At 44.6% G+C, this 13,323-nt stretch carries 9 protein-coding genes; 1 reads left to right on the top strand and 8 read right to left on the bottom strand.

The annotated features are described in order from the left end of the window. Positions 1-28 precede the first annotated feature (28 nt). The 8 genes from L884_RS0100400 to L884_RS0100435 all read right to left on the bottom strand — a co-directional run bounded on the left by L884_RS0100400 (position 29) and on the right by L884_RS0100435 (position 8,573). Complete coding sequence (locus L884_RS0100400; RefSeq protein WP_028765619.1) at positions 29-1,057, bottom strand: methyltransferase; 1,029 nt, start codon at positions 1,055-1,057, stop codon at positions 29-31. A gap of 151 nt (positions 1,058-1,208) precedes the next feature. Then, complete coding sequence (locus tag L884_RS0100405; RefSeq protein WP_028765620.1) at positions 1,209-2,513, bottom strand: alkaline phosphatase; 1,305 nt, start codon at positions 2,511-2,513, stop codon at positions 1,209-1,211. 14 nt (positions 2,514-2,527) lie between these two features. Next, on the bottom strand, positions 2,528-3,481 hold the full coding sequence (gshB, locus tag L884_RS0100410) for a glutathione synthase (protein ID WP_028765621.1): 954 nt from the start codon (positions 3,479-3,481) through the stop codon (positions 2,528-2,530). Between the two features lie 149 nt (positions 3,482-3,630). Beyond that, a complete protein-coding gene (rsmE, locus tag L884_RS0100415) occupies positions 3,631-4,362 on the bottom strand; it encodes a 16S rRNA (uracil(1498)-N(3))-methyltransferase (RefSeq protein WP_028765622.1) in 732 nt (243 codons plus the stop codon). Between the two features lie 13 nt (positions 4,363-4,375). Beyond that, positions 4,376-5,119 carry an endonuclease gene (locus L884_RS0100420; RefSeq protein WP_028765623.1) on the bottom strand — a complete coding sequence of 248 codons (744 nt, stop codon included), beginning with the start codon at positions 5,117-5,119 and terminating at the stop codon, positions 4,376-4,378. Positions 5,120-5,292: 173 nt separating this feature from the next. Next, the gene (locus L884_RS0100425) at positions 5,293-5,850 is read right to left on the bottom strand and encodes a SprT family zinc-dependent metalloprotease (protein ID WP_028765624.1); all 558 of its coding nucleotides are present in this window, start codon (positions 5,848-5,850) and stop codon (positions 5,293-5,295) included. Between the two features lie 102 nt (positions 5,851-5,952). After that, entirely contained in the window at positions 5,953-7,110 is a 1,158-nt protein-coding gene (locus tag L884_RS0100430) for a hypothetical protein (RefSeq protein WP_028765625.1), read from the bottom strand. 551 nt (positions 7,111-7,661) lie between these two features. After that, positions 7,662-8,573, bottom strand: a complete 912-nt coding sequence (locus L884_RS0100435) for a LysR family transcriptional regulator (RefSeq protein ID WP_028765626.1) — start codon at positions 8,571-8,573, stop codon at positions 7,662-7,664. A 122-nt stretch (positions 8,574-8,695) separates the two neighbouring features. Between L884_RS0100435 and L884_RS0100440 the strand changes: the two genes are divergently transcribed. Next, positions 8,696-13,252, top strand: coding sequence for an ATP-binding protein (locus tag L884_RS0100440; protein ID WP_028765627.1), 4,557 nt, complete (start codon positions 8,696-8,698; stop codon positions 13,250-13,252). Positions 13,253-13,323: the final 71 nt, after the last annotated feature.

The raw sequence follows: 13,323 nt of genomic DNA on the forward strand, positions 1-13,323 counted from the left end.
CCGAGGTGTTAGAGATAAAAGGCAGGCACTAGGCTTTAGTGTTACTGTAAATTTTGTATTTATTGTTTTCTGCAGTGACATTCACCGCACCAAAATATTCAGCAATGGTGTCAGAGTATGGCAAGTGGCGATTAGCTACGATGTGAAATAGACCACCAGAACGTAAGGTATTAGCGCTATCTTTAACAAAAGTGGTGGCGATGTTGGTTGTGCTTGCTAAGCCGTCATGAAATGGAGGATTAGAAATAATGCCATCATAGCGAGTGGTTGTTTGTGCAAGGCCGTCTGAGGCAAACACTTTCGCTTCAAATCCATTGGCTGCAAGGGTTAATTCACAAGAGGCGAGTGCCATAGCATTAATATCAACACACTCGACTTTTAACTCAGGTTGAACTTTTAATAAGGCAGCGGCTATTACGCCAGCCCCACAACCAAAGTCGAGGACGTTACCTTGCATCTTCGGCAAGTTCTCAAGCAGCAGCTTGGTACCTTCATCCAGTTTCTTCTCGCTGAAAACACCGACTAAATTGCAAATAGTGATCATGCCTTGCGGTGTCTCTAACTGATATTGGCTCTGCCAGTCACTTAGCTTCAGGGCTGGAGCTTGAGTATTGAGTTCGCTTAAAAACACCACGCAGTGGCGTGCGTTATCAGCTTTGAAAGGTGTGTCAAAGTAACTTGGCAGTTGTTTAGGTAGTGATTTAATGCCGCCTTTGTTCTCACCGACAACAATCAGCTGGCCTTTGGCTTTAAGGTGTTTTGCCGCGAGATTAAATAGGTACGGTGCTAAGGCTTTGGCTTTAGGGAAATATACGATAACGCTATCGAAAAGCTCATCATTAGGCAGTTGATGGCCAAAGTGCAGGCTCAGGTTTTTGCCTGCGTATGGCTGCATAACAAGGTGATGATGGTAGTCTAATGCTAGTCCGCATACACTGCTAGCAGTGTTAAGAAGCTCTTTTACGAGTTGGTCGCTTTCATAGTTAATCACCAATACAGATTGGTCTTTAACGAGTTCACTGTTTCTAAGAAGGACTTGCGAGGCATTAGTTAGCATGAGTATTTGTGCTTTAGGTGTAATTGGCGCTAATTATACCTTATCGCTACTAAGATAAGAAACGGCTAACACAGCGACAAATGGTAAGAAAAAGGCCGCGAATATTCGCAGCCTTTTGTCATTGTATTACTGCTCTATATGAGTTGCCTCACTATTGAGTTTTTGGCAGTAGACTCATCATTTTTTCTGCAATGTCAGTATTATCTTGATTGCCTTTAAACAGATCTGCAGCAGGGCCTGCAGCAAAGACTTGCACATCGCCACCTGTGTGACCGGTTGTCGTCCAGCCAGTATAACTACGTGTATCAATCAGTTGTTTCAAACTGGTTTCCAACGCTGCTTTACCTTGCATACGTGCATTACTTAGGCGGATTAACTCAGCTTCATTTGCTTCAAAACCCAGTGCCTGATTTACTGCTGCTTGCCAGTTATCTTGGGCTATTGCTTGCTCTGCAATTTTGGCAGGGCTTGCTTGGATGCCTTGGAGTAAATTGGTATCCCATGCATATTCGCCATTGGCACCAATTGATAAACCGCCAGTATTATGGTCGGCAGTGACGACCATTAAAGTGTCAGGATTGGCGCGAACAAACTGTTCAACCACCTCTATCGCATTAGCAAAGCCATGCATTTCGCCCATCGCAGTTGCAATGTCATTATTGTGGCCTGCCCAGTCAATCAAGCTACCTTCAACAAGCAGTACAAAGCCTTGCTCGTTTTGAGAGAGTAAATCGAGTGCTTTTTGGGTGAGTTGACTCAATTGTGTTGAGTCTTGCTGATCGATAACCCAAGGCAGTTGCACATCAGCAAATAAGCCAAGCACTTTGCCTTTATTGATCTGCGCTAGCATTGAGAAATCATCAATATGTTGATATCCCTTAGCTTTAAATTGAGCCAGTAGCGGGGCAGGGAAGTATTTTTGTCCACCACCTAAAATGACATCAGCCTCAGAGGTTAAATAGCTCTGCGCAATCTCATCGTAGTTACGTCGGCTTTCATTATGGGCTAAGAATGCGGCAGGTGTCGCATGGTTAACTTGCGAAGTAACAGCTACACCGATTGCCATGCCCCGTGCTTTAGCCATCTGCATAATGCTGGTAAGTGGTCGCTTATTGATATCGACGCTGATTGCACCATTATAACTTTTCACACCAGTAGCTAATGCGGTTGCAGAGGCTGCTGAGTCGGTGACAAAACCACTCTGTCTAGCTGGGTAGGTTGACGCCATTCCGACAAGTAACCGATCAAATACCGTTTGTTCAATCTCTTCAGTATCAGGGTTGTTTTGGTAATAACGATATGCACTGGTATAGGCGGGGCCCATACCATCACCTACCATAATAATCATGTTTTTAGGGCGCGAGGGAGCATCATGAATATCGATATTGGCTGATGCTACAAGCGGTAACACGACGAGGGCACTAATGGCCCAAGTCAATGTTTTTGTTAAGTTCATGCCGAATCCTTTGGCTAAGCAGTTTTATTTATGCGGGCTTCAATAGCGTCCATTAACATGCCGGTAATATCAACATCAAATGCCGCTTGAATTTCTTTAATGCAAGTTGGGCTAGTGACATTGATTTCGGTTAGCTTGTCGCCAATCACATCGAGTCCGACAAAAATCAGACCGCGTTTTTTCAGCTCTGGACCGATGGTGCGAGCAATATGCCAGTCAGATTCAGAAAGCGGTTGTGCTACTCCGCGGCCGCCTGCAGCTAAATTACCACGGGTTTCACCTTTTTGTGGAATACGCGCAAGTGAGTAAGGTACTGGCTCACCATCTACGACTAAGATCCGTTTGTCACCTGAGGTAATGTCAGGAATAAAAGCTTGCGCCATTGCGTATTGATTACCTTCTGCGGTTAAGGTTTCAATGATAACGCCAAGATTTGGATCATCTTTTTTCACGCGGAATATGGAGCTGCCACCCATGCCATCTAACGGCTTAAGAATGATGTCACCTTTAGCTTGATGGAAAGCGCGGATCCGCTTTTCGTCACGGGTTACGATAGTTTCAGGAGTAAACTCAGAGAACCACGCAGTAAATAGCTTTTCGTTTGCATCACGCAAACTTTGCGGCTTATTTACAATTAACACCCCTTGTTCTTCAGCGCGCTCTAGCATGTAAGTTGAGTAAACGAACTCTGTGTCAAACGGCGGATCTTTGCGCATTAAAATGACGTCTAAGTCTGCAAGAGGGGTATCGATAGCCTCTTCAAGCTGATACCAATTTTGCGGATCGTCTTGAACTGTTAATGCGCTCATTGTTGCCATTGCTTGGCCGTTAACCATGGCTAGATCTTTCATCTCCATGTAGAAAAGCTGATAACCACGGGATTGCGCAGCCATTAACATTGCAAAGCTAGAATCTTTTTTGATGTTGATGTCACTGATGGGATCCATCACGATGCCGAGTTTAATCATGGAGCATTTCCTTATCTTATATTCGTTTCAACGTTGAATATGGGGGCGGTATTGGCCATTTTCTAGCGTTTAACCGATAAACTTTTACTAATATAGTGAGTGGCAAAGCCAATTGGGTATTTGCCACTAGGTAAGCGATTAGTCAGTCTCTAACCGATATCGCCGAATTTAAGCTGCAGTGCACTAATTGTGGTGAGCGCGGCTGTTTCAGTCCGCAATACTCGTGGGCCAAGCAATACGTCAGTAAATTGGTGTTCCTCTGTCATGGCTATTTCTGCAGCAGATAAGCCACCTTCTGGGCCAATAACCAGCCTTACACGGTTATTTGGTAGTGTTAAGCCGTTTACCCCGTGCGATGCTCGCGGGTGCAAGTTAAGCTTAACGGATTCTGATGGTTCAGCGCACCAGTCTGCTAATTGCATTGCAGGGCGAACAACGGGCACCACGCTGCGGCCGGATTGCTCGCACGCGCTAATAACAATTTTTTGCCACTGCTGGATCTTTTTCTCTAATCGCTCGCCAGTCAGTTTTACGCCACAACGCTCTGAAAACAGTGGAGTAATGGTGTTAACGCCAAGCTCGACCGACTTTTGAATAGTAAAGTCCATTCGATCACCGCGAGAGATCACTTGGCCTAAGTGTAAGTTAAGTGGTGATTCACTATTATTGGCTTCACAACTTAAGACCTTAACTTCAACGTTTTTCTTACTGGCACTGACAATTTCAGCAAGGTAGTCATTACCATCGCCATTAAATAAACTAACTTGCTCACCTGAAGTCATTCTTAAGACGCGGCCAACGTGACCTGCGGCTTCATCGTCTAATGCAACTGATTGGCCGATAGTGAATGTTGATTGCTGATAAATTCTTGGCACTCTCATGATGTTTCAAGCCTTATTCTGCGTAAGTCGTGGTGTTATTTAGGCGCTGGCACTGAGCTTGTACAAACTCATTGTGATTACCTTGGACCTTAGCGATCTCTTGGTCGCGTAGACATTCCATAGTATCAACTGGATAGGTTTTATCCCATGCTTTAAATAACTTTAATTGGCTACTGGATATTTTCAATCCGTATGTTTGCTGCATGTAGAAATAGGTGCGAGCAATTTGACCACGGGTATGGGCTGGAGGTTGTACCTTACGCCCCTTGAAGTCAACAGTGAATTGGCATTGACCATATTGTGTAGGCTTGGCATTCCACTGGCTGAAGCGGTAGTTACTGCGGTCACCATTTACTTCACCAATTGCAGGAACCAAGTTGTGTAAATCTGACTCCATTTTTTTGAAGTTGTTGTCTTTACGACCACAATTTTTACGGCCGCCTTCTTGCCAGCAAAGTAGTTGATGACCAAACTCCCAAGCAGGAACTACATGTTCCCATTCTATGCGTGAGGCGCGCACTTTTTGTTTGCGTACTTCATAGCCGCAACTATCTAGCTCAGGGATCCATTTCTTGCCTTTTACTGTGATATCACAGCCACAGTAAAAGCTGGTTTGAGGTAAGTGGTTAAGGTAAATCTTGCGTATGTTTTTTTTAGCTTGGTTAAAGCTTTTTGCGTGACCAGTTGAAGCATGAGTTGTTTGAGGTAACAGCCACAAAAGTCCGAGCGCTACAATGAGCACTTTGATTAATGACATCGATAAATCCCTAAAAAATACAGCGATTACGAAACGAATGTTCGTTTGCGGGGGGATTGTATGTGAGCGCTGCGTTAGCCGCAATGGCGGAGATTATATTGTTGGATTTTGTTTGCTCGAGAAGAGATACCGCTCGCTTGCTGCCAAAGCAAAGCTAACCAATTTTCGCATACTTAACTTGGTTGTAATTGACTGCCGCACTTACGACAGCGATATTGGGTCTCGCCTCGTAATACTTTGTTATGTCTACGTATACTGAGCTTTATAGGCCCACATAAACAATAGTAATCAAATGTTTTGCCGGCAACTGCTGAGGTGTCAAAGCTATGGGTTGTACGAGGCTGCAATTTAAATACTTGTTGCATTAGGCTTTGCCACTCTCGTCCATGGGGTTTTACTCGCCCAAATAACTGCGCGGCCAATAAATGGCAGATCTCATGGGGAACCACTTCATCGATAAAAGCTTGGTGGTTATTTTTTAATAATGTGGCATTAAAGCGCAGTTTATTTAGCTGTAAGTGTGCAGTGCCAGCACTTTTTCCACGTAAAGCAAAACTGATCTCTGGTCTTGGAAAAGACCGTTTAAGCGTCGACTCAGCAATTTGGTAGCAACGTTCAACTTGCTGGGCAATTTGTTGTTGCTGCGGATCGCTAAATGACACTGGCTGACGGCCTTTGGTGCTGATGGCCGTACTGCTTCGTGATTTAAATGGATTAAGCGCTTTGAACATGAGTCGTTAAGTTGATTTGAGGAGCTTCTATGGGCATTTTAACTGACCACAAACAGGCTGACCAGTTAGGGCAGCCTATGTAATGCGTGGACATGGGATCCGCTACAGCGTTGCCGCAGCAACCTCAACCATGCTCTTAACTTGATTAACAATATCGGTTTCTATTTTGGCATCGTAGGCGGCAATACGTGGGGTATGAATATGACCTACAGGAATCGTGCTGTTAAATTGATTTTTCAACAAAATAGCCCGATAGGAAATTTCATTCGATAAATAGCCACCACCTGAACCCTCAACAGACGTTGCGTTGTCTAGCTGGGCTAATGATTTGGCTTGAAACTCACCTTGCTCTAAGGTTGATACCGTGTGGTTATCGATAACTTTCCATGGGCTTTGTACGGTTTGCATAGCCTTAATGGGTAAAGAAAACTCGACAAATTGCGGCCCTTTTAGTGTGCCGCCATTAAATGATGGCGCAATAGGGGCTTGCTTAGTTGCACCTGTCAGTACATTTAAGTTATCCGGTGCAGCAGCACTGCGGTTTAAGCCTGGAAAGCGTTCAATATCAAAATCTTCACGACCCATGCTTACGGTGAAAATCATATCAACGCTATTGTCGCGATATATAGGTGTGAGTAATGACTCAATTATGCCGGCGTCGAAATCAGCAAAACGCACAGGGATCATCACAGCTTCAATTTGAACTTGCTTTCCATTGACGTTAAAACGGTAACCGTCAAGGGCGAGGGCGGTTAAGCCCGATGGGTTACTTTGGTCAATATTTTTGTCGAGAAAGAATGGATCAAAACCTGTTAGCAGGATCTTAATGTCGTTATCAGGCTTAAACTCAATATCACTGAAACCACGAGAAGATTTTTCTACAGCATCAATTAAAATGTCTCGTTGCCAAGCTGCTAAAGCAAAATTAGGCTGCTGGATTTTGATCGCTTCTCGCATACCTAAGCGGCTCCAATATAAAGAGCGATCGTCTGGATGACCTGATTGCACATCTCGCACAGCCTGTTGCCATAATCTTAAACCTTGATTAGCAACCATTTGGGTGATCTTAAGTTCGTCTGTGTGGCGAGAGTACTTGTCGTTAAGTTGTTCGACAAACACATTATAGCGGTCAACCACTTCAGGCATGGCTTGTTTCGCAGTGGGTAAGCGCAACTCTTCAACATCTAGTTGTGCCCAAGCCGGGTGACATGCTGCAATGGCAAGTGTTGCGGCAAAAAAAGCCTTATTGAAAACCGTCATAGAGGGTCCTTTCTAACGATGAGTGCGTTATTGGTTAAGGGGGAACCCAAACCATCATTGCGGGCACTTTTTATTCTGAAATTCTAAGTTCAGTATGCCTGACAAGCTTAGTGATGAAAAGTTATCCGCTTTTTGATAACGCTAAGTAAATGATTAATCTTAAGTGTTGGTTGACCCACTTAGATTTGTGCCCTGTTAGGCAAACGTAGAGCGAAGATCGTTACTATACTGTCATACACCGCGAGGGCGGTGACTTATAGAGATCTCGTTTATTAACGATTTTGATAAGGTTTTTTTGTGGGACTTGAAATAAAGGTCTAGCACTTGTTCAGACTGATTGAGCACCTGAGTCTAGGGAGTAGATGATGAAACGTGTCAGTATTATTGGTCAACGTTACGATGACTTTCTTTGTGAGCATTTATAACTGTGCCAAGGGCAGCAAACTTTGCGGGTGTAACGCTCGCGCTAAAAGAGGGCTCACCAGACTATCAAATCAGTTTACGTTTTCGTTATTAAATCGAGTTTAAAAATCGCCCTCATCGGGCGCTTTTTACATCATCAGTGACTGTAACGACTCTTGGCTAGTAAAACGCTTATGGAAAAAGTCTAAAAAGGCGCTAATGTTGGTGGCGAGCTGGCGACGACTAGAATAAACGCCATAGACTTTAAATGCTTCCATTGGCCATTCTTGCAAAATGGGTACTAATGACCCGCTAGCTAACTCATTTTTACAGACTGAGTTAGACAGCATGGCGATACCGAAGTCATCCATCACTAACTGTTTTACCATTACCGCGCTATTAACCCGCACTTTTCGTTTGAAGTTGACCATGGTTTTTCGGGCGCCCTTGCCTAAAGGCCAAATTGGGGCAGAACGCGCGGTTCCGAGCAAGATACCACTGTGTTCAGCGAGATCTTGCGGTGTTGCAGGTGTGCCGTGAACTTTCAAATAGCCGGGGCTGGCGACTAAAATCGGTTGGCGCTCAAATAACAATCTGGCGACCAAATCTGAAGATTGCAGTGGTCCATATTTGATGGCAATGTCGTAACCTTCTCCAACAAGACCCACTTCACTATCAGTGAATTGCACATCGAGCTCAACATTGGGATATAGGCGTAAAAAACCACTGCATAGGGTCGCGATTAACTCTTGGCTAAAAGAGACAGGAATGGCGATACGTAATAGGCCAGAAACATCGTTATGCGTATTTTCAACAGTGGCTTTTGCAGCCTCGATTTCATCGTTTATACTAGAGCAGTGCTGATAAAACAGCGCGCCAACCTGAGTTAAGCTTAGGTTACGAGTGTCTCGCTGCAAAAGTCGTACACCAAGCTGCTCTTCGAGCTGGGCAACCTTACGACTAATGGTTGATTTTGGCATGCCTATTTCACGGGCAGCTTGAGAGAAACCTTTGGCTCTAACTACCGCCGCAAAGAGCATCATACCGTTTAAATCTGGCATGTTATCTCCACTGTCTCAAATATGGAACAAAGCGTCTAGCGCAGTTTAATAGCAATTGACATGATAACAAAGTTATATTTACCAGCTAAAAATTTCAGAGGCTAAAAGCAGAGGATCTTTAGATGACCAGCAAAAATCAGCCCGCTAACACGACTCAAGTGCAAACTGCCGATCCGCTTTTTTTAAAAGCTGAGCAGTTAGCGAAAGACTTTTCACTGTTCCCTGAACACAGTAAGCAGTCGCTTTCTGATGAAGTTAAAGGTCTATTAGACGATGACGCGATTCAAGCCAACCTTAAAGATTTGGCACAATTAGACGTCGATGGTTACGTCACCAAGGTTATTCAACCGACTCAAGATAAAAACCGCCCGGGTGCGAAGCGCATCATTGCGGACTTAAAAGGTAAGCTCGTTACCGAAACTCATATTGGCCCTTTTTATAGTGCAGAGATCGAACTGAATTTTGGATCTCGTGCTCGCCGTATCGGTTTTGTTGCCCAAGAGCGTACCACTGCTAATGGCGCATGGATGCCTGAGCATCATATCGCTTGTTGTAAAGCGATCCGCCACTTTGCTGAGCTGTCTATGCCAATTGTTTACCTCATTGACACTCCTGGTGCCGATGCTGGTGAAATAGCTAACAGCCAAAACCAAGCACACTCAATTTCTAAAGCTATTGCCGAGAGCGCAAACGTTGACGTACCAACTGTGGGTATCGTTATCGGTGCGGGATACTCTGGTGGTGCTATTCCACTTGCTGCAGCTAACATTTTGCTGTCGCTACGTGATGGTATTTTCAACACTATTCAGCCACAAGGCCTACAAAGCATTGCTCGTAAGTACAACTTGTCTTGGCAGGAATGTGCTAAATCTGTTGGTGTATCACCTGAAGAGCTATACACATCTGGCTGTATTGACGGCATCGTTGATTTCTCGCCTTCAGATAAGGATGAGCGTCAGCACAACTTACGCCGTGCAATCATTAGCAGTATTGAAGCGGTAGAAAAAGCTGCGGTTAACTTTGTTCGTGAATCTGAAGATTTACGTGAACACTATGACCGCAGTTTAGCGCGTTTCTTAAACCCATCTAAAAACCTTGAAGCGCTGGAGCTTAATGCTGAACTTGCGGTTGCGAATAACCCAACGATGCATTTGAACCTGTTTGGCAGCACATACCGTTATTTGCGTTATCTAACGCTGCGTAGCCGTATCCATTCTATCTCGCAAGAGCAGTATGGTCGTCTATCTAAGGTGAGCGTACCTGAAGGTGATCTATTAGCGCGTATTCAGCAAGAGCAAGATCGTGTATTCCAATCTTGGTTATCAAGCCCTGATAAATTGGTTTACGACGAAGAGTTGAACAAACTTTGGGGTAACTTCATCGCTAAGCGTGACGAGGTTTCTACCGAGCGTAACATGCTGACGCGTTTGATTTTGGGTGAACCAAAAGAGAACTACAAGAAAGCTCGTAAGGCATTGATCTTTAACATCAGCTGGTCACTGTACCACCGCTGGAAAGGCAATGCTGCAAACAACTTCAAAGGGCTTATTAACTACCTAGAAACACTGCCATCTGAAGTGACTCAAGCTGACTGGCCTGAGCTAAATAAACTCACCGTGCTAGACGTGATCATTCATGACGAGCTACGTGAAGACTTTATCTGGCAATGTCATAACATCTTGGTATTCAACGCGTTATATGACAACGTGGTGGGTAACCTTGCATCAATCGCGAAAGAAGCCATGATGTCTAAGAGCTTGTCACGTAACTCGGTTGATAACTTACTGCATGAGTCGATTGACCGTGCCTTATCAACCCAAGACGTAGCAAACGATAAGAATAAGTTCTACAAGTGGCTGAAGTACTTTATGACTCAGTCAAACCGCGCAGAGCTACTGACTCGCACCGAGCAGTGGAAGAGTGTTGGTTTCCCGCAGTTGAACGACAGTCTGTTCGTTATTTTGACTTACTTCTTCGAGCGTTTATTACCTGAATACTTCGATAGCGAAGAAGAAAGCAGCGAATACAAGGGCGCAATTAACCCAGTACGTATCGGTCGTCGTAAAGACTTCTGGAACCGCTTAACTATGGGTTATCAAGATCTACTGATCCAAAAAGTACTACGTGATGAAAAGCGCGCAGGAAAAATGGGTTGGGATGCAATTATCGCTAAATTCTTCACTGAATTTGAAGAGATTAATGGCGATAAGATCTCAGCTAACTTGCTTAACTTCCCTGGTTTCCGTTTATCTATTGAAGACGCACTAGACAAGGGCATTCGCCCATGTGGTTTAATTACAGGTCTTGCAAACTTTGAGCATGATGGTCAGCCAATGCGCGTTGGTGTTGCGGTATCGAACACTGCTTTCCAAGCGGGTGCATTTGATATGGCGGCTGCAGAAAAGTTCAGTGCACTATTAATCGAGTGTGCTAAGCGTAAACTGCCTGTGATCTGCTTCATTAGCTCAGGTGGTATGCAGACTAAAGAAGGTGCAGCAGCACTGTTCTCAATGGCTGTGGTTAACGACCGTATTACTCGCTTTATTCGTGACAACGAACTGCCAGTATTGATGTTTGGTTATGGTGACTGTACCGGTGGTGCACAGGCGAGTTTTGTGACTCACCCATTAGTGCAAACATACTACCTATCAGGCACTAACATGCCATTTGCGGGTCAAATGGTAGTACCTGCATACTTGCCATCAACATCTACGCTATCTAACTACTTGTCAAAAGTACCTGGTGCGATGGATGCCTTGGTGACTAACCCATTTAGTGACACAATCGATGCACAGCTGCAAAGTATTGACCCGTTAATGCCTAAGCCAACAGCTAAGATTGTTGATGTGATCAGTAATGCGGTTTCAACTTTAGTACCTGAAAGATCAGTGACTGAAGAGAAAATTGTTCAAGACGATCCGCGTCAGTTAATGAAGCCGATTGAGAAGGTGCTAGTTCATGCGCGTGGTTGTACTGCGGTTAAGCTGATCCGTAAGGCGCACGACAACAATATCAATGTGGTATTGGTTGCATCTGATCCTGACATGACCTCTGTACCGGCAGATATGCTTAAAGGCGACGATAAGCTAGTTTGTATCGGTGGTAACACCTCTGATGAAAGTTACCTAAACGCATACTCAGTACTTAAAGTGGCTGAGTATGAGAAAGTTGATGCTCTGCACCCAGGTATTGGTTTCCTATCTGAAAGCCCACAGTTTGCTGCACTTTGTGTAAACAACGGTGTTAACTTCGTTGGCCCAAGTGTACACAGCATGACGACTATGGGTAACAAGTCTAATGCGATTAAGACTTCACAGGCGCAAAACGTACCAGTAGTTCCTGGTAGCCACGGTATCTTGAACAACGCCGAGCAAGCGGTAAACGTTGCTAGCGAAATCGGCTACCCAGTGCTGCTTAAAGCGGTACAAGGTGGTGGCGGTAAGGGTATTCAGGTTGTTGAACGCCCTGGTGACATGATTGCGTTGTTCCAAAAGACGTCTACCGAAGCGGCAGCAGCATTTGGTAACGGTGACTTGTACCTAGAGAAGTATGTTACTTCACTACGTCACATTGAAGTGCAGTTACTACGTGACCAGTTTGGTAACACTAAGGTATTAGGTCTACGTGACTGTTCAGTACAGCGTAACAACCAGAAAGTGGTTGAAGAGTCTGGCTCAACTATGTTGCCAGATGAGCTTAAGCAACAGGTTATGGAATATACCCGTGCGCTAGGTGATGCAACTGATTACATGGGTGCAGGTACCGTTGAGTTTATCTATAACTTAGACGCTAACGAAGTCTACTTTATGGAGATGAATACGCGTCTACAGGTAGAGCATCCAGTTACTGAAGCGACTTCTGGCATTGATATCGTAAGCGCTGGTTTCGATATTGCAGCTGGTCGCTCGATTGCAGAGCTTGAGCCGCAAGAAATTGGCTACGCGATGGAAGTACGTGTTACTGCTGAGAAAGCGGCGCTTGATAGCAATGGCGTTCTGCAGCTGTTACCACATCCAGGCCTGATCACTGAATACCAAATGCCTGAGCGCGATGATATTGAAATCATCTCTATCGCTGGCGAAGGTAAAGAAGTATCGCCATACTACGATAGCTTGATTGCACAGATCATTTGTCGTGGTGAAAGCCGTGAAGATGTGATCACTAAGCTGCATGATTACCTAGCAAATCAAGTGGTTATCAAAGGTATTGCGACTAACATTCCATTGTTAACTCGTATCCTTAAAGATGGCACCTTTAACGAAGGTGTGTACGATACTAACTATCTACCACGCTTTATGGCTGAGCTTGATGTACCTGAGCTTATTGCTGAAATGGAAGCTGCGGCTGAAACTGTAGGTGTTGACACTGCATCACTGCGTGTTGGTGAGAGCAACGAGCTTAAAGTAATGGCACAGGGCGCAGGTATCTTCTATACCTCTCCAGCGCCAGGTGAAGCTGACTTCGTTAAAGAAGGCGACATCGTCACTGTTGATCAAACTTTAGCGCTTACAGAAGCGATGAAGATGTTCTCGCAAGTTACGCTTGCCGGCTTTAATCGTAAGAATGCAGTACTTTACCCTGAAGATCAGCAGTATCGTATCGAGCGTATTCTTAACAGTAACGGTCAGCAAGTATCACAAGGCGAACTACTATTTGTAGTATCACCAGTGTCTAAGTAAAAGCAGTGATGAGCTGAGTAACTAAAGTTGCTCAGCTATATTGAACAAATGAAAAAGCCCGCTAATTTGAT

The organism is Shewanella fidelis ATCC BAA-318 (assembly GCF_000518605.1).
Taxonomy (GTDB): domain Bacteria; phylum Pseudomonadota; class Gammaproteobacteria; order Enterobacterales; family Shewanellaceae; genus Shewanella; species Shewanella fidelis.